The sequence below is a fragment of the Streptomyces sp. NPDC005151 genome (assembly GCF_053599875.1).
Genome location: NZ_JBSFYR010000002.1, coordinates 206,017 through 223,778 on the forward strand (window position 1 = coordinate 206,017; position 17,762 = coordinate 223,778).

The following is a 17,762-nucleotide window of genomic DNA, read 5'->3' on the forward strand; positions in this document are numbered from 1 at the left end:
CCACCAAGATCTGACGCCCCTGCTGTCCGGTGCCTGCACCGCGAGGGGCGCCACTTACGAGGAGAGAACGGCGCGATGCCGAAGAACAAGACGCACAGCGGTGCCAGCAAGCGATTCAAGATCACCGGCTCCGGCAAGGTGCTCCGCGAGAAGGCCGGCAAGCGCCACCTGCTCGAGCACAAGTCGTCCAAGAAGACCCGCTCGCTGACCGGCACGGTCGTCGTGGCTCCGGCCGACGCCAAGAAGATCAAGAAGCTTCTCGGCAAGTGAGGTTCGGCCCCCGGTGAATCCGGGGGCGCGACCTCGATCACACCGGGACCAATTCGTTTCCGGGCCGTGTGAGTCCAACCACGGCCCCGCTACAAGGAGTTAACAAGTGGCACGCGTCAAGCGGGCAGTCAACGCCCACAAGAAGCGCCGGGCAATCCTCGAGGCCGCCAGCGGTTACCGCGGTCAGCGCTCGCGCCTGTACCGCAAGGCCAAGGAGCAGGTCACCCACTCCCTGGTCTACAACTACAACGACCGCAAGAAGCGCAAGGGCGACTTCCGTCAGCTGTGGATCCAGCGCATCAACGCCGCTGCCCGCCAGAACGGCATGACGTACAACCGCCTCATCCAGGGTCTGAAGGCCGCCAACATCGAGGTGGACCGCAAGATCCTGGCCGAGCTCGCGGTCAACGACGCCAACGCGTTCGCCGCTCTCGTCGAGGTTGCCCAGAAGGCCCTCCCGAGTGACGTCAACGCCCCGAAGGCCGCCTGATCCAGGGCACACTTCTTGGCTTTTGAGCCGGACCCGCAGGCGCTCGTCGTCTGCGGGTCCGGTGCGTTGCACCCCTTGTTCCGTACCTCCGCACGCAGAGAGGCCCGCTGCCGACCATGGCCACCCCCGAACTGATCTCCCCGCGGTCGCCGCGCGTCGCCGCCGCCCGGCGCCTCGCCCGGCGTAATTTCCGGGGCAAGGAGCGACGGTTCATCGCCGAGGGGCCGCAGGCCGTGCGCGAGGCCGCCGAACACCGCGGCAGTGATGGCGAGCCGACCCTGCTGGAGCTCTTCGCCACCGTCGAGGCGGCCGAGCGGTACGCCGACATCATCGACGCCGCCCACGCGGCCGGCGCCCGGGTGCACCTCGCGGACGGCGACACGCTCGCCGATGTGTCGCAGACGGTCACCCCACAGGGACTCATCGGCGTCTGCCGGTTCCTCGACTCGCCGTTCGAGTCCGTCCTCGCCGCGAAGCCCACCCTGGTCGCCGTCCTCGCGCACGTACGCGACCCCGGGAACGCCGGTACGGTGCTGCGCTGCGCCGACGCCGCGGGCGCCGACGCCGTCGTCCTCACCGACGCCTCCGTCGACCTGTACAACCCCAAGTCCGTGCGTGCCTCGGTCGGCTCGCTCTTCCATCTGCCGGTCGTCGTGGGCGTACCGGTCGAGCAGGCCATCCAGGGGCTGCGGGACGCGGGCGTACGGATCCTCGCAGCCGACGGCGCGGGCGACGACGACCTCGACGACGAACTCGACGCGGGCACCATGGGCGGTCCCACCGCCTGGGTCTTCGGCAACGAGGCGTGGGGGCTGCCCGAGGAGACCCGGGCGCTGGCCGACGCCGTCGTCCGGGTGCCGATCCACGGCAAGGCGGAGAGCCTCAACCTCGCCACTGCGGCGGCCGTCTGCCTGTACGCCTCCGCCCGCGCCCAGCGCCCCCGCCGTACCGCCGGCTGACCGGCCCCGTGCCCCGCCGACCGGCGCACCGCAGCAGTGCGCCCCCACAGGGTGTCGCTCCGTCACCGACGACTAGTAGGGTGACGAACTCGGGGGCCCACTGCGCCGGTTCGAGAGGTGGGGTACGGGAATATGTCTGTCGGCATGAGCAGGCCGCGCGAGACACACGCGGCCTGCGTGCGCCCCGACCGGGGTCCGGACGGTGAGAGCACCCCGGCCGACGGCGAGGGCAACGGCCCCGCGGACCTCACCGCGGAGGACACCGTCGCATCCGGCATCGACCCGGACGACCTCCCCGACGGACTCGTCATCGCCGACAGGACGGGCCGGGTCATCTGCTTCAACGCGGCGGCCGCCCGGATCACCGCCGTACCCAGGACCGCCGCACTCGGCCGCCCACTGGAGCATGTACTGCCGCTGGAGGACCTCAAGGGCCGACGCTGGTGGGCCCTGACCGATCCGTACGGCGGCCTCGCCACCCGGGTCGGCCAGCCCGAGCGGAACCTGCTGCTCCCCGGCGGCCGCGAGGTCCTGGTCGCCGCCCGGTACGTCCGTGAGTACCCGACCGGTCCGGTACGCCGGCTGGTGATCAGCCTGCGCGGCACCGAGGCCCGTCGCCGCACCGAGCGCAGCCACGCCGAACTGATCGCGATCGTCGCCCACGAACTGCGCTCCCCGCTGACCTCTGTCAAGGGCTTCACCGCGACGCTGCTGGCCAAGTGGGAACGGTTCACCGACGACCAGAAGCGCCTGATGCTGGAGACCGTCGACGCCGACGCCAACCGCGTCACCCGGCTCATCGCCGAGCTGCTCGACATCTCCCGGATCGACTCCGGCCGCCTGGAGCTGCGCCGCCAGCCGGTCGACCTCTCCGCCGCCGTGGAACGCCACATCCAGGCCCTCACCGCGAACGGCCAGGCGCCCGACCGCTTCCTCGTCCGCACCCGGCAGCCGCTGCCCGCAGTGTGGGCCGACCCGGACAAGGTCGACCAGGTCCTCGGCAACCTGCTGGAAAACGCGGTGCGCCACGGCGAGGGAACTGTCACCATCGAACTCGCACCCGCACCCGCGAAGAGCGACGAGAAGGGAACAGCCGTCACCGTGAGCGACGAAGGCCCCGGCATTCCCGAGGAGTCGATGGGCCGCGTCTTCACCCGCTTCTGGCGGGGGAGCAAGCGCGGCGGTACGGGGCTGGGCCTCTACATCGTCAAGGGCATCGTCGAGGCGCACGGCGGCACGATCACGGTCGGCCGCGGCCCCGGCGGCGGCGCAGAATTCCGATTTATTCTGCCCGTGGGGGCTCCGGCCTATCTGAAATAGAAGAGTCTGCGAAGCAATCCGGCAGGGCGGCAGCGGGCGACGGTAGGGCCTGAGCGGCCCGCGGGCTTCCGCCACCCCTCGTGGCCTTTAGACTCGACCTTTGGCACCTTTGCGTCCTCCAGTCGTCGAGCGGGGCCACGGGGGTCCGGGGGTATCCCCCGGTAAGAGCATTACCAGCCAATCGGAAGCACGGGAAGAGATGTCGGCACCGAACAAGTCGTACGACCCAGTCGAGGTCGAGGCACTGAAACCGGAAGAGATCGAGCGCATGCGGGACGAGGCGTTCGCCGCCTTCGCCGCCGCGGGCGACCTCGACGCGCTCGCCCAGGCGAAGACCGCGCACACCGGTGGTACCTCGCCCCTGTCCCTCGCCAACCGGGAGATCGGCGCACTGCCGCCGCAGGCCAAGGCCGAGGCGGGCAAGCGCGTGGGCCAGGCCCGCGGCTCCGTGAGCAAGGCCCTCGCCGCCCGTCAGGCGGAGCTGGAGGCCGAGCGGGACGCCCGTGTGCTGGTCGAGGAGGCGGTGGACGTCACGCTGCCGTACGACCGCACCCCGGCCGGCGCCCGCCACCCCCTGACGACCATCATGGAGCGCGTCGCGGACGTCTTCGTGGCCATGGGCTACGAGGTCGCGGAGGGCCCCGAGGTCGAGGCGGAGTGGTTCAACTTCGACGCCCTGAACTTCGTGCCCGACCACCCGGCCCGGCAGATGCAGGACACCTTCTTCGTCCAGGGCACCACGCCCGACGGGAAGCCGACCACGGGCGACGAGTCCGGGATCGTGCTGCGTACGCACACCTCGCCGGTCCAGGCCCGCACCCTGCTCGACCGCGAGCCGCCCGTCTACGTCGTCTGCCCCGGGCGGGTCTACCGCACCGACGAGCTCGACGCGACGCACACCCCGGTCTTCCACCAGATCGAGCTTCTCGCCGTCGACGAGGGCCTCACTATGGCGGACCTCAAGGGCACCCTCGACCACATGGTCCAGGCGCTCTTCGGCCCGGAGATGAAGACCAGGCTGCGGCCGAACTTCTTCCCGTTCACCGAGCCGTCCGCCGAGATGGACATGGTCTGCTACGTCTGCCGCGGCACGTCCGTCGGCAACCCGGACCGCCCCTGCCGCACCTGCGGCAGCGAGGGCTGGATCGAGCTCGGCGGCTGCGGCATGGTCAACCCCAAGGTGCTCATCGCCTGCGGCGTCGACCCCCAGAAGTACAGCGGATTCGCCTTCGGGTTCGGCATCGAACGGATGCTGATGTTCCGCCACAACGTCGAAGACATGCGAGACATGGTCGAGGGTGACGTCCGGTTCACCCGGCCGTTCGGGATGGAGATCTGATGCGCGTCCCGCTTTCCTGGCTGCGGGAGTACGTCGACCTGCCGGCGACGGAGACCGGCCGTGACGTACAGGCCAAGCTCGTCGCCGTCGGTCTGGAGGTCGAGACCGTCGAGCACATCGGCGCCGGCCTCAAGGGCCCCCTGGTCGTCGGACAGGTACTGACCATCGAGGAGCTGGAGGGCTTCAAGAAGCCCATCCGCTTCTGCACCGTCGACGTCGGCTCCGCCAACGGCACCGGTGAGCCGCAGGAGATCGTCTGCGGAGCCCGTAACTTCGCCGTCGGCGACAAGGTCGTCGTGGTCCTCCCCGGCGCCGTGCTGCCCGGCGACTTCGCGATCGCCGCACGCAAGACGTACGGCCGGACCTCGCACGGCATGATCTGCTCCACCGATGAGCTCGGCATGGGCGACGACGGCACGCACGGCATCATCGTGCTGTCGCCGGAGCACGAGGTCGGCACGGACGCGATCGAGCTGCTCCAGCTCGTCGACGAGGTCCTCGACATCGCCGTCACCCCTGACCGCGGCTACTGCCTCTCGATGCGCGGCGTCGCCCGTGAGACCGCCATCGCGTACGGGCTGCCGCTGCGCGACCCGGCTCTCCTCGACGTGCCCGCGCCGAACGCGTTCGGCTACCCGGTGAAGGTGGCCGACCGGATCGGCTGCGACCGGTTCACCGCGCGCACCGTCGTCGGCCTGGATCCCGAGGCGCGTTCCCCGATCTGGATGCAGCGCCGGCTGCAGAAGGCCGGGATGCGGCCGATCTCGCTCACCGTCGACATCACCAACTACGTGATGCTGGAGCTCGGCCAGCCGCTGCACGCCTACGACCGCACCCGTATCGACGGGCCGATCGGGGTGCGCCGCGCCCAGCAGGGCGAGAAGCTCACCACGCTCGACGGCACGGTCCGCGTCCTGGACGCCGAGGACCTGGTCATCACCGACAACCGCGGGCCGATCGGTCTCGCGGGGGTCATGGGCGGCGCCAACACCGAGATCGCCGACGCCCGGAACGGTGAGAACACCAGCACCGAGGTCGTCATCGAGGCCGCGCACTTCGACGCGATCTCGATCGCCCGGACCGCACGCCGCCACAGGCTGTCCTCCGAGGCGTCCAAGCGCTTCGAGCGCGGCGCCGACCCGCAGGCCGCGGCCGCCGCCGCGCAGCGCACCGTGGACCTGCTGGTGCTGCTCGCGGGCGGCACCGCCGAGGCCGGCGTCACCGAGGTCACGGCTCCGTCCGCGCCCCGCACCATCATGATGCCCGCGGACCACCCCGACCGGGTGGCCGGTGTCGCGTACGGCCGCGAGACCGTCGTACGCCGCCTCCAGCAGGTCGGCTGCGACGTCTACGGGCAGGACGAGCTCCTGGTCACCGCGCCGTCCTGGCGGCCCGACCTGAGCGAGCCGAACGACCTCGCCGAAGAGGTCATCCGGCTGGAGGGGTACGAGAACCTCCCGTCGACACTGCCGACGCCGCCGTCCGGGCGCGGGCTCACCGACCGCCAGCGGCTGCACCGCAGGGTCGGCCGGGCGCTCGCCGGAGCCGGCTATGTCGAGGCGCTGAACTACCCGTTCATCGGCGATGCGGTGCTGGACCAGCTCGGATTCGACGCCGACGACGCCCGCCGCCGTACGGTGAAGCTCGTCAACCCGCTCTCCGACGAGGAGCCGGCGCTGCGCACCACGCTGCTGCCGGGCCTCCTCGGCGCGCTGCGGCGCAACGACGGCCGCGGCAGCCACGACCTGGCGCTCTTCGAGACGGGGCTGGTCTTCCGGCCGACCGGCGAGGAGACCGCGGCCGTACGGCTGCCCGTCGACCACCGTCCCGGCGACGAGCAGATCGCCGGGCTGAACGCCGCGCTGCCGCGTCAGCCGCGCCGCGCGGCGGTCGTCCTCGCGGGCGCCCGCGAGCAGGCCGGCTGGTGGGGCAAGGGCCGCCCGGTGGACTGGGCGGACTCCATCGAGGCCGCCCGTGCCATCGCCCGCGAGGCGGGTGTCGAGCTCACCGTCCGGAACGACCAGCACGCGCCGTGGCACCCCGGCCGCTGCGCCGCGCTGTTCGTCACGGCGAACGACGCGGAGGCCCTCGTCGGGCACGCCGGTGAGCTGCACCCGGGCGTCATCAAGGAGCTCCACCTGCCGGAGCGGACCTGCGCCATGGAGATCGACCTCGACCTCCTGGAGCAGGCCGTCGACGGCGCGCTCCAGGCGCCGCGGATCTCCACCTTCCCGGTGGCGACCCAGGACGTCGCGCTGATCGTCGCGCAGGACGTGCCCGCCGCTGATGTGGAGCAGGCGCTGCGGGAGGGCGCGGGTGAACTCCTCGAATCGCTGCGGCTGTTCGACGTGTTCACCGGCGAGCAGATCGGCGAGGGCAGGAAGTCCCTGGCGTACGCGCTGCGGTTCCGCGCGCCGGACCGCACCCTGACCGTCGACGAGGCCACGGCCGCCCGCGACGCGGCGGTCGCGCTGGCCGCGGAGCGGACGGGCGCGGTGCTGCGCGGCGCGTAGCGCGCCGACGGCGACCGGCCATCGAGGCCGAACCGGCCGCAGAAGGTGAGGAGGGGGCGTATCCGGCTACCGGATACGCCCCCTCCTTCTGTGCTCGCCGAACGGCGGGGGACCGCACGCGGGCCCAGGCCCGGTCCGGGGGAACCCGGTTCCGGTCCGACCCCGCAGCCACCCTCCGATCAGTGGGCAGTGGGTCGTGCGATCCGGCGTCGTCCGCGCTGCCACGGAGTGTCGGGCAGGTCGGCAGAGCGAACGACGCGGGTGCGGGTCGTCAACTGTACGAGGGGGAGCAGACGACCCGGCCGCCTCTTGCGAGGCGACTGATTCAACCGATTCGTACCCCGGCGCACCAGAGTGCGCGGCGGGACGGTTCGGGCATTCCGTTCACACCCCGTGTGAAACGTGCTCCACTGGGGCGACAGGCCTTAGACCGACCGGCAAATGGGGGGTGGGAGAAGGAGCGGGGCTGGGCACGCACATCAATCAGGCCGGGCGTTCCCGCGGACTGTCCCTGCGGTACGAACACACGGCCGTGGCCCGCTGGTTGAAGGGCCAGCGGCCCCGCGGACAGGCGCCCGACCTGATCTGCGAGGTGCTCGGCGACCGGCTGCGCCGACCGGTCTCCCTCGGCGACATCGGCATGGCGACCTGCGGCGGCGGGGGCACGGTCGTGCCGGGCTCGACGCTCACCGGCTTCGTCGAGCGGGCCACCGCGTTGTGGCGCTCGGACGAACAGCAGCGCCCGCACCTCCTCGCCGCGGCCGCCGTCACCGGTACGACAGCAGTGATGCCCGTGTGGGAGTGGGAGAACCCGCCCGAGGACGCCGATGTCTCCCGTGCCGGTCCGACACGCGTCGGCATGGCCGACATAGCGATGCTGCGTGCCGCCCGCGCCCACTACGAACTGATGTACCGCAGGGCCGGCGGCATCGCGACGCGTTCCCGCATCGTCGGCTTCCTCAACGCCGAGACCGCCCCGCTACTGCGCGGCGGCTACAGCGACGCGACCGGCCGCCAGTTGCACCGGGCGACCGGCGGGCTGGTGGCCGTCGCGGGCATCTGCGCGTACGACTCCGACGCGCACGGTCTCGCCCAGCGCTACTTCCACCAGGCGCTGCGGCTGGCCAAGGCGAGCGGGGACCGGGGGCTCGGCGGGTATGTGATCGCCCTGCTGGTCAACCAGTCGCTGTTCCTCGCCGACTACCGGCAGTCCGTCGCCTTCGCGGAGGCGGCGCTGCGGGCGGCGGGACGGCACATCACGCCCGCGCTGGCGGCCGATCTGTACGCGATGCAGGCGAAGGCGTACGCATACCTCGGCGACGGCCACAGCGCCCTGGAGTGCATCCGGCGAGCCGAGTCCGAGGCCGAGCGCATCCGCCCCGGCCATGAACCCGACGAGACGGGGTACGTCGAACCGGGCCTGGTCAATGTGCAGGTGGCGGAGGCCCTGCTCAGCCTCGGCGATCTGCCGGGGGCTCGGGAGCACGCCGCGGCGGCGGTCAGTACCCCGGCGCACGACCGTGGCCGGGTGCACCGGCTGGCCATGCTGACCCATATCGAGCTGCGGCAGGGGGAGGCGGACCGGGCGGCGGGCACGGCCGCGGAGATGGCGGAACGGGCCCGGGGGATGGAGTCGCAACGGCTGCGGGACCGGCTGCGGGCGGTGCGCGAGGATCTGGTCGGGAGCGGCTGCGCCGACGCGGAACAGGCCGCCGAGCTGATCGACGGGGCGTTGCGCGTACCGCTGTGAACGTACGGAACGTACGCCGGGAACGTTCCCCTCCGGCGCTGCTCCTGCTGCCATGTTGCCACCAACGTGTCGGAAGGTGGCAGAACTGTGCAGTGGACGAATCTGAACGAACAAACTGTGTATGAGAACCGCTGGTTCCGGGTCAATCTGGCGGATGTCGTTCTTCCCGACGGCCGTCACCTCGACCACTACCTCGTCCGGCTCCGGGCCGTCGCCGCGGCGACCGTCGTCAACGAGGCCAACGAGGTACTGCTGCTGTGGCGGCACCGGTTCATCACCGACAGCTGGGGCTGGGAGCTCGCCGCCGGTGTGGTCGAGGACGGCGAGGACATCGAGGCAGCGGCCGCCCGGGAGATGGAGGAGGAGACCGGCTGGCGCCCGGGCCCGCTGCGGCCGCTGCTGACCGTGGAGCCGTCGAACGGTCTCACCGACGCCCGGCACCACCTCTACTGGGCCGAGGAGGCGACCTGGACCGGCCCCCCGCAGGACGATTTCGAGTCGTCGCGGCGCGAGTGGATCCCGCTCAAGCTGGTGCCCGACATGATCGCCCGGGGCGAGATCCCGGCCGCCAACATGGTGGCCGGGCTGCTGATGCTCCATCACTTACGGATCGGGTGAGGCGCGCAGCCCACGCGAGCGGGGCCGGCCGGGACATCCCCGGCCGGCCCCGCAGGCGGTACGACACCAGCAGGTCAGGAGTACGGGTAGAAGCCCGAGCCCGTCTTGCGGCCGAGCCGGCCCGCGTCGACCATGCGCTGGAGCAGCGGGGGAGCGGCGTACAGCGGTTCCTTGAACTCGGCGTACATCGAGTCGGCGACCGAGGCCACGGTGTCCAGGCCGATGAGGTCGGAGAGCTTCAGCGGGCCCATCGGGTGGGCGCAGCCCAGCTCCATGCCGTTGTCGATGTCCTCGCGGCTGGCGATACCCGACTCGAACATCCGGATCGCGGAGAGGAGATACGGGATCAGCAGAGCGTTGACGACGAAGCCGGAGCGGTCCTGGGCACGGATCGGATGCTTGCCCAGCACGTCCTGCACCAGTGCCTCGGAGCGCCGGATCGTCTCGTCGGACGTGGTCAGCGCGGGGATCAGCTCGACGAGCTTCTGCACCGGGGCCGGGTTGAAGAAGTGGATGCCGATGACCTGGTCCGGGCGGGAGGTCGCCACAGCCAGCTTCACCAGCGGGATGGAGGAGGTGTTGGAGGCGAGAATCGCGTCCTTCCGGGTCACCACCTGGTCGAGCACCTGGAAGATCTCGGTCTTGACCTGCTCGTTCTCCACGACGGCCTCGATCACGAGATCGCGGTCGGCGAACTCGCCGAGGTCGGTGGTGAAGCTGAGGCGGCCGAGTGTCTCGTCGCGCTCCTCCTCGGTGATCTTGCCGCGTTCGGCGGCCTTCGAGAGGGAGTTGTGGAGCCGGGTGCGACCGATCTCCAGCGCCTCGCCGGTGGTCTCAGCCACCATGACGTCGAGTCCGCTGCGGGCGCACACCTCCGCGATGCCTGCGCCCATTTGGCCACAGCCCACCACTCCGACGCGTGCAATGTCGGCCATAGAGTCCGTCACCTCGTGCCTTTCGCTGGTCTCCGATCGGCGGGCTCCCGTCTGATTCCGGTCCCCGCCTCGCCCCCCCGACGTTACTCCGCGGCCTACGGGTCATGACGGGCCGGGGCGGGCATGCTCTGCGTTACCCCCGATGCCGGGGTGACGGACGAGAGCACAGAGACGGCAGGTGCAACGAAATGCAGCAAATGGCCCGAAGGGGCTTTGTGGCGGGTGCGGCCGGGGTGGTCGCGGGGATGATGGCCTCGGTCGCGGGTGCGGCCGAGGCCATCGCCGTACCGCGGGAAGTGCCGGTTCCGTCCGGGGCGGGTGCGTTGCCCGGGCCGGGTGTGAGCCTCCCGCGCGTCGCCCGGCGCGAGATGCGCGGTATGTGGGTCGCCACCGTCGCCAACATCGACTGGCCCTCGGCGCCCGGCCTGACGGCGGCGGCCCAGCAGGCCGAGCTGATCGCGTACCTCGACGAGGCCGTCGCCCGGCGGCTGAACGCCGTCGTCCTGCAGGTACGGCCGACCGCCGACGCCCTGTGGCCGTCCTCCTACGAGCCGTGGGCCCGGTACCTCACCGGCGTCCAGGGGAAGAACCCCGGCTGGGACCCCCTGGGCACCGCCGTCCGCGAGGCGCACCGCCGCGGCCTGGAACTGCACGCCTGGTTCAACCCGTACCGGGTCGCCAACCACACGGACCCGTCCCGGCTGGTCCCCACCCACCCGGCGCGGCTGCACCCCGACTGGGTCCTGCCGTACGGCGGGAAGCTCTACTACAACCCCGGACTGCCCGAGGTGCGCCGCTTCGTCCAGGACGCCATGCTCGACGCGGTCCGCCGCTACGACATCGACGCCGTCCACTGGGACGACTACTTCTACCCGTACCCGGTCGCCGGACAGGTCTTCGCCGACGACGCCACCTACGCGAAGTACGGCGCGGGCTTCCCGGACAAGGCCGCCTGGCGCCGCGACAACACCGACAAGCTGGTCCGTGAGATGTCCGCGCGGATCAAGAAGATCAAGAAGCACGTCCAGTTCGGGATCAGTCCGTTCGGTGTCTGGCGCAACGCGGGCACCGACCCCCTCGGCTCGAACACCAGGGCAGGGGTGCAGACCTACGACGACCTGCATGCCGACACCCGAGGTTGGGTCAAGAAGGGCTGGATCGACTACATCTGTCCGCAGATCTACTGGAACATCGGCTTCGCCGCCGCCGATTACGCCAAGCTGCTGCCCTGGTGGGACGCGGTGGTACGGGGCACGGGTGTCGACCTCTTCGTCGGCGAGGCGCTCTACAAGGGCGGTGACCCCGCCCAGCCCGCCGCCTGGCAGGACCCGGCCGAGCTCTCGCGCCACATCGACCTCGCCGCCCGCTACGACCAGGTCCGCGGGCATGTCTACTTCTCGGGCAAGGACGTGGTCACCGACCGGGCCGGCATGATGGCGCGCGTCGTGGCGGACCACTACCGCAACAGAGTGCGCCCTCCCCGCTGACCCGAGGGGTCCGAGGCGGAGGGGGCGCACCGAGGGGTGGCGCGGTCGGGGCGGTGCCGTGTGCCCGGGGAACCTACGGGGTCTCCGGGCCCCGGTGCCGGGCCCCGGTGTGCTGGACGATGGTGTCGGGACCTGGCGAAACCAGGTGTTCGTGTCCGTCCTCGGAGCGGACGCGGTACGGGGGAGCGCCCTTGTCCCCGAGCACTTCGACGATCTCTGCGACCCGGTCGTGCTGCCCCACGATCCTGCCGTGCGTCAGCAGCCGGTCGCCCGCGTGTGCCTCCATCTGGAGTGACCTCCTCACGGGTGACGGTCCATGTCGACAAGTCTATGACCGGATCCGTCCGCGCACCGGGCGTACCAGTGACTCTTTTCGGATCGGGCGGGAACCGGGCGCGGCCCCGGCCGCCGTGGCGCGTGCGTCCGGGCCGTCGTGGGCCACGCCGGAGACCCCCTGGCGCCGCGCCCCCGCCCGCTGGGTGGCCGCGATGCAGACGAGCACGGCCACCGCCGCCACCGGTGCGGCCGCCGAGACCTTCTCGCCGAGGAGCAGGAACGACCACACCAGAGTCAGCAGTGGCTGCGCGAGCTGAAGCTGGCTCGCCCGCGGGACCCCGATCTCCGCCATGCCGCGGTACCAGACGTACAGGCCGACGAAGGTGGAACCCGCCGCCACCCAGACCAGGCCGATGACCCCGTGCGTGGTCAGCCGCACCGGCTCGAAGGAGAGCGCGACCGCCGCGCCCGCCACCATCAACGGCGCCGCGAGGACCAGCGCCCAGCCGATCACCTGCCAGCCCGGCATGACCCCGGCCAGCCTGCCGCCCTCGGTGTACCCCGCCGCGCACACCAGCAGCGCACCGAACAGACAGAGATCGCCGGAGGAGAGCGCGCCGCCGCTCTGCTGCACGGTGAACACGATCACCACGGCCGCGCCGGCCAGTGCCGCGATCCAGAAGGTGCGCGGCGGACGCGACCCGGTCCGCAGTGACGAGAGGACCGCCGTGGTCAGCGGCAGCAGCCCCACCACCACGGCCGCGTGCGAGGAGGTGGAGGTCTGCAGGGCCAGCGTGGTCAGCAGCGGGAACCCCACCACCACACCGCCCGCGACGACCGCGAGCCCGCACCGGTGGCGGCGGTCGGGCACCGGGACCCGTCCCGCAAGCAGCACGGAGCCCGCGATCAGTGCGGCGAGCAGGCTGCGCAGGGTCACCAGGGACCAGGGGCCGAAGCTCTCCAGTCCCCAGACCGTGGACGGGAAGGTCAGCGAGAAGGCGACGACGCCGAGCCCGGCGAGCACTGTGCCGCGCCGGTCCGCCGATGGGGCAACCGCTGTCGAAGGGGAGCTAACCGCTATCGATATCTGACGGGTAGCGCTATCCTTTGCTGTCATGCAAGAGCGTAGCAGCGTTGCTGAGCTGGTGAGTTCCCTTCGAGGCGAGCTGAACCGCTACTCGCCTGGTGGGAAGCTGCCGTCCAGCCGGGCACTCGTGGAGCGTTATCGGGTCAGTCCGGTGACCGTCTCCCGGGCGATCGCGCAGCTCGCCGCCGAAGGGCTCGTCGTGACCCGCCCCGGCTCCGGCGCCTTCCGGGCGGAGCCCCGTACCGAGGTGCCCCCGCCCGGTGACACCTCCTGGCAGGAGGTATCCCTCAGCGGCGACGGCGGACCGGAGGTCGTGCCCCGTACCGTCGACGCGTCCGGCGTCCTGGTCACGCTCGCCGCACCGCCGCCCGGCGTCATCGAGCTGAACGGCGGTTACCTCCATCCCTCGCTCCAGCCCGAACGGGCGCTCGCCGCCGCCCTCGCCCGGGCCGGGCGCCGCCCCGGAGCCTGGGGCCGTCCGCCCACCGACGGGCTCACCGAGCTCCGTGCCTGGTTCGCCCGCGAGATCGGACCCTTGCTCACCGCCGCCGACGTACTCATCACCGCGGGCGGCCAGAGCGCCCTGGCCACCGCTCTGCGCGCCCTCGCCCCGCCCGGCGCCCCCGTCCTCGTCGAATCGCCCACCTACCCGGGCATGCTGGCGGCCGCCCGTGCCACCGGACTGCGTCCCGTCCCGGTCCCGGTCGACGCCGACGGGGTCCGCCCCGAACTGCTGGCCGCCGCCTTCCGCGCCACGGGTGCACGTGTCTTCGTCTGTCAGCCGCTCTTCCAGAACCCGACCGGCGCGGTCCTCGCCCCGGACCGCCGGCGTGAGGTCGTCCGGATCGCCCGCGAGGCGGGGGCGTTCGTCGTCGAGGACGACTTCGCCCGCCGCCTCGTCCACGACGACGCGGGCCCGCTGCCCGCGCCGCTCGCCGCCGACGACCCCGACGGCGTCGTCGTCCATGTCTGCTCCCTCACCAAGATCACCTCGCCGAGCCTGCGGGTGGGTGCGCTGGCCGCCCGCGGACCGGTGCTGGAACGGCTGCGGGCCATCCAGATCGTCGACAGCTTCTTCGTCCCGCGCCCGCTCCAGGAAGCCGCGCTCGAACTGGTCGGCTCCCCGGCCTGGGGTCACCATCTGCGTTCCGTGTCGACGGAGTTGAAGAACCGGAGGACCGCCATGACGACCGCCCTGCGGCTCGAACTGCCCGACCTGTCGCTCCCGCACATCCCCGCGGGCGGCGGCAGCCTCTGGCTGCGGCTGCCGGATGCCGAAGCCGGCCCCGACGAGGCGGCGTTGGTCTCGGCCGCCCTGCGCGAGGGCGTCGCGGTCGCGCCGGGCCGTCCGTACTACTGCGCCGAACCCCCGGCCGCCCAGGTGCGGTTGAGCTTCGCCGCGGTCGCCGGGGCGGGCGAGATCGCCGAGGGCGTACGACGGCTGCGCACCGCCTGCGACAAAACCTTCGCCGCCCCCGGCCGCCGCGACCTATCCTCCGGGCATGGCTGACATCCTCCAGGAGCGTTACGAGATCTCGTCCGACCCGGTCCGGCTGGACCCGGCCCGGATCCACCACTGGCTTTCCACCGACGCCTACTGGGCGCTCGGACGTACCCGCGAGAAGCAGGATCTGGCCATCGCCGGATCGCTCAACTTCGGCGTGTACGACACCACTTCAGGGGAGCAGGTCGGCTACGCCCGGGTGGTGACCGACCACGTCACCTTCGCCTGGCTCTGCGATGTGTACGTCGACCGGTCGGCCCGCGGCCACGGGCTCGGCACCCGGCTCGCCGCCGCCGTGCGCGACCACCTCGCCCCGACAGGCATCCGCAGACTCACCCTCGCGACCGATGACGCCCACGGCGTCTATGCGAAGGCCGGGTTCCAGCCGCTCAAGGACCCCGCGAAGTGGATGTACTTCCGGTTCGACCGTCCCGGAGCCGTCTGAAAGTCGCCCTCTTGACCTGGGCGGCGTTCGGCTCCACGATCTCGGCCATGAGTGTTCGAGTCTCGCTCGTCGCCGCGGCGCGCAGCTCTTTCCCGCTCGCCGAGCGCTTCGACGACGACCAGCCGCTCGATCAGGCCGGCTGGCACGAAGTACAGCTCGCCGCACGGGCGTTGGTGCCCCTGGGTGCCGCCGAACTGCGCTACTGCTCGCCGACCGCCCGCAGCCGCGCCACCGGCGAGGCGCTCGGCTTCGCCCCCATGGGCCAGCCCGCCCTGCGCGACTGCGACATGGGCCGCTGGCGCGGCTGGACCCTCTCCGATGTGGCGGCCCGCGAACCCGCCGCGGTGAACGCCTGGCTCGCCGACCCGCGCTCCGCACCGCACGGCGGTGAACCGCTGCTTGCCTTCATCGCGCGGATAGGGGGCTGGCTGGACACCCGGCCGGCCTGCGACGGCTCGATCGTCGCCGTCGCCGAGCCGTCCGTCGTCCGGGCCGCCCTCGTCTACGCGCTGGGGGCGCCGCCCTCGACGTACTGGAACATCGACGTCCGCCCGCTCTCCACGATCACGCTCGTCGGTCTGCCAGGCCGCTGGAGCCTGTGCCTCGAAGCGGGCGCCCGTTGAACCGACGAGCCGTCCCGGCCTGGGGGTGTGCGGCGCCTTCCCGCCAGTCCGACCAGTCGGTACGTTGGGCGCCGACCCCAGGCGTACCCCAGGCGTGAACCGGATGGGTCCGCGCATGGCCGACGACCCGCGCAAGACGGCGCTGATCGAGGTGGTGTACGAGGCGCTGTGACCCGTCGGCGGGCCGGTTTCCCGGCCCGCCGCGAGGTCACTTCACCGTGACGGCGTCACCGGTGGAGACGACCTTCATGGTCGTGGTCGTACCCCTGGAGTTCACCGCGACCAGCGAGGACAGCCGGGTGCTGGACGCGCTCGCGCACGCCCAGCGTCACCAGGCGGCCCGAGGCGAGTACATCACCGCCTTCAACGAGGAGGGCGAGGAGGTAGACATCTCCTTCGCCACCCAGAACTGGCGCAAGGCCGTCCTCGACAAGACCCGGACCGGGCAGTTCGTCCGCAAGCACTTCGAGGCGATGGTCTTTACCGCCCTCGCCGAGGAACTACGCACCGGCGACGTCGCGGTGGTCGGCTCGGAGGAGTACGCCGACTGGTCCGAGCAGCTGCTGGCCTGGGAGGCCGCTCAGGAGACGTTGGGGTCCTACCTGGTGGAGGTCGGCCTGTGCGAGCCGGGCGAGAGTGCCGAGTTCGACGCGAAGTTCTTCCGCCGGCAGCTGGAGGACAAGCTGCGGAATGCTGCCGCGGCGGCGGACGCCGGGTACCCGGAGAACGAGGGCCTGGTCATCGATCAGGAGACGGGCGTCCCGTCGCTGAAGGCGTTTCGGGCTGACGGTCAGCGGCCCTCTGCGAAGCGGCTGGAGCAGGAGATCAAGGCGAGGATGCCGGAGCGTTCCCTGATGGGGATCGTGGCCCGGACCGCGTACTGGGTGGAGTGGTGGCGCCGTTTCGGCCCGCCGTCGGGCAACGAGCCCAAGCTCACTGATCCCTTGGGCCGCTACGTGATCGTCACGTTCGTCAAGGGCACCAACATGGGCCCGTACGAGGCCGCCCGGCACATCCCTGGCGTGAGCGGGCACGAACTGTCGTACGTCGCCAACAAGCACTTCTCTATCGTGCTGCTGAACGAGGCGATCTCCGACCTGGTCAACGCGCACGCCCGCCTGGACATCTCGCAGGCGTGGGGAGATGGGACCGCGGTGGCAGCGGACGGCACCCACATGGACACCTACCTCGACAACCTGCTGTCCGAGACGAGCGTCAGGTACGGCAAGCCGGGCGGCATCGCCTACCACCACGTCTCGGACACCTACATCGCGCTGTTCACGCACTTCATCCCGTGCGGGGTGTGGGAGGCCGTCTACATCATCGAGGGCCTGCTGAAGAACACATCCGAGATGCAGCCGACCACGGTGCACGCGGATACCCAAGGCCAGAGCTTCCCTGTCTTCGCGCTCGCCCATCTGCTGGGCTTCGACTTGATGCCCAGGATCAGGAACTGGAAGGAACTGACCTTCTACCGGCCCTCCAAGCAGAGCGAGTACGTGCACATCGACGCCCTGTTCGGCGAGCCGGGCAGACACGTCATCGACTTCGACCTGATCGAGCCCCAGTTCCGCCACCTGATGCGCGTGGCCGTCTCCGTGCGCGAGGGCGCCATCTCCTCCTCCACGCTGCTCAAGCGCCTGCGCTCCGGGTCGAAGAAGAACGCCACCTACGCCGCCTTCCGCGAGGTCGGCCGCGTGATCCGCACCGTGCAGCTGCTGCGCTACCTCTCGGACGCGCCACTGCGCCGGTGGGTGACCGCGGCGACCAACAAGGTCGAGTCGTTCAACCGGTTCTCCCAGTGGATCGGCTTCGGCAACCGCGGCGTCATCGCGGACAACGACCCCATCGAGCAGGAGAAGACGATGAAGTTCAACGCGCTGCTCACGAACGCGGTGATCTTCCACAACGCCCTGGACATCGCGGAGATCGTCCGTCAGCTGCTGGACGAAGGGTGGGAGATCGACCCGGAGGACCTGGCCCACATCTCGCCGTACCTGACCGAGCACATCAACCGGTTCGGCGAATACTCCACCCACGAACTCGGCATCCAGCCCGACGCCTACGACCCGAAGCTCGACGTCGACTTCACCCCGCTGCGCGACCAGGACCTCACCACCGCCGGCCTCGGCCAGGCCGCCTGAGC

The 17,762-nt window shown here is 71.2% G+C and carries 16 protein-coding genes; 13 read left to right on the forward strand and 3 right to left on the reverse strand.

Going from position 1 to position 17,762, the window contains the following annotated elements:
- Positions 1 to 75: 75 nt before the first annotated feature.
- The 8 genes from rpmI (at position 76) to ACWD6R_RS02540 (ending at position 9,259) form a co-directional block, all read left to right on the forward strand.
- Positions 76 to 270, forward strand: coding sequence for a 50S ribosomal protein L35 (gene rpmI / locus ACWD6R_RS02505; protein WP_030918579.1), 195 nt, complete (start codon positions 76 to 78; stop codon positions 268 to 270).
- Positions 271 to 376: 106 nt separating this feature from the next.
- Positions 377 to 760 carry a 50S ribosomal protein L20 gene (gene rplT / locus ACWD6R_RS02510; protein WP_003970214.1) on the forward strand — a complete coding sequence of 128 codons (384 nt, stop codon included), beginning with the start codon at positions 377 to 379 and terminating at the stop codon, positions 758 to 760.
- Between the two features lie 116 nt (positions 761 to 876).
- Positions 877 to 1,719, forward strand: coding sequence for a TrmH family RNA methyltransferase (locus ACWD6R_RS02515; RefSeq protein WP_451816983.1), 843 nt, complete (start codon positions 877 to 879; stop codon positions 1,717 to 1,719).
- A 132-nt stretch (positions 1,720 to 1,851) separates the two neighbouring features.
- The gene (locus ACWD6R_RS02520) at positions 1,852 to 3,039 is read left to right on the forward strand and encodes an ATP-binding protein (RefSeq protein WP_451816984.1); all 1,188 of its coding nucleotides are present in this window, start codon (positions 1,852 to 1,854) and stop codon (positions 3,037 to 3,039) included.
- A 199-nt stretch (positions 3,040 to 3,238) separates the two neighbouring features.
- On the forward strand, positions 3,239 to 4,378 hold the full coding sequence (gene pheS, locus ACWD6R_RS02525) for a phenylalanine--tRNA ligase subunit alpha (protein WP_451816985.1): 1,140 nt from the start codon (positions 3,239 to 3,241) through the stop codon (positions 4,376 to 4,378).
- Positions 4,378 to 6,891, forward strand: coding sequence for a phenylalanine--tRNA ligase subunit beta (pheT, locus tag ACWD6R_RS02530; protein WP_451816986.1), 2,514 nt, complete (start codon positions 4,378 to 4,380; stop codon positions 6,889 to 6,891). The genes pheS and pheT overlap by 1 nt, the downstream gene beginning before the upstream one ends.
- A gap of 448 nt (positions 6,892 to 7,339) precedes the next feature.
- Positions 7,340 to 8,641: a transcriptional regulator gene (locus tag ACWD6R_RS02535; RefSeq protein WP_451816987.1), complete on the forward strand. Its 1,302-nt coding sequence runs from the start codon at positions 7,340 to 7,342 to the stop codon at positions 8,639 to 8,641.
- A gap of 87 nt (positions 8,642 to 8,728) precedes the next feature.
- Positions 8,729 to 9,259, forward strand: coding sequence for an NUDIX hydrolase (locus ACWD6R_RS02540; protein WP_266987746.1), 531 nt, complete (start codon positions 8,729 to 8,731; stop codon positions 9,257 to 9,259).
- Between the two features lie 74 nt (positions 9,260 to 9,333).
- Here the strand turns inward: ACWD6R_RS02540 and ACWD6R_RS02545 are convergent, their stop codons facing one another.
- The gene (locus ACWD6R_RS02545) at positions 9,334 to 10,194 is read right to left on the reverse strand and encodes a 3-hydroxybutyryl-CoA dehydrogenase (RefSeq protein ID WP_451816988.1); all 861 of its coding nucleotides are present in this window, start codon (positions 10,192 to 10,194) and stop codon (positions 9,334 to 9,336) included.
- Between the two features lie 188 nt (positions 10,195 to 10,382).
- Here ACWD6R_RS02545 and ACWD6R_RS02550 point away from each other — a divergent pair, with 188 nt between their 5' ends.
- On the forward strand, positions 10,383 to 11,681 hold the full coding sequence (locus ACWD6R_RS02550) for a glycoside hydrolase family 10 protein (RefSeq protein ID WP_451816989.1): 1,299 nt from the start codon (positions 10,383 to 10,385) through the stop codon (positions 11,679 to 11,681).
- 73 nt (positions 11,682 to 11,754) lie between these two features.
- Here the strand turns inward: ACWD6R_RS02550 and ACWD6R_RS02555 are convergent, their stop codons facing one another.
- Together ACWD6R_RS02555 and ACWD6R_RS02560 are read right to left on the reverse strand one after the other, a co-directional pair.
- Positions 11,755 to 11,967 carry a DUF1918 domain-containing protein gene (locus ACWD6R_RS02555; protein WP_393300453.1) on the reverse strand — a complete coding sequence of 71 codons (213 nt, stop codon included), beginning with the start codon at positions 11,965 to 11,967 and terminating at the stop codon, positions 11,755 to 11,757.
- A gap of 42 nt (positions 11,968 to 12,009) precedes the next feature.
- On the reverse strand, positions 12,010 to 13,074 hold the full coding sequence (locus tag ACWD6R_RS02560) for a DMT family transporter (protein ID WP_451816990.1): 1,065 nt from the start codon (positions 13,072 to 13,074) through the stop codon (positions 12,010 to 12,012).
- Here ACWD6R_RS02560 and ACWD6R_RS02565 point away from each other — a divergent pair.
- The 4 genes from ACWD6R_RS02565 (at position 13,073) to ACWD6R_RS02580 (ending at position 17,760) form a co-directional block, all read left to right on the forward strand.
- The gene (locus ACWD6R_RS02565; RefSeq protein WP_451816991.1) at positions 13,073 to 14,554 is read left to right on the forward strand and encodes an aminotransferase-like domain-containing protein; all 1,482 of its coding nucleotides are present in this window, start codon (positions 13,073 to 13,075) and stop codon (positions 14,552 to 14,554) included. The genes ACWD6R_RS02560 and ACWD6R_RS02565 overlap by 2 nt on opposite strands.
- A complete protein-coding gene (locus ACWD6R_RS02570) occupies positions 14,547 to 14,993 on the forward strand; it encodes a GNAT family N-acetyltransferase (protein WP_451816992.1) in 447 nt (148 codons plus the stop codon). Before ACWD6R_RS02565 ends, ACWD6R_RS02570 begins: the two co-directional genes overlap by 8 nt.
- A 47-nt stretch (positions 14,994 to 15,040) precedes the next feature.
- Entirely contained in the window at positions 15,041 to 15,616 is a 576-nt protein-coding gene (locus ACWD6R_RS02575) for a histidine phosphatase family protein (protein ID WP_451816993.1), read from the forward strand.
- A 218-nt stretch (positions 15,617 to 15,834) separates the two neighbouring features.
- Positions 15,835 to 17,760 (forward strand): transposase, encoded by a 1,926-nt coding sequence (locus ACWD6R_RS02580; RefSeq protein WP_451816994.1) that lies wholly within the window; start codon positions 15,835 to 15,837, stop codon positions 17,758 to 17,760.
- Positions 17,761 to 17,762: the final 2 nt, after the last annotated feature.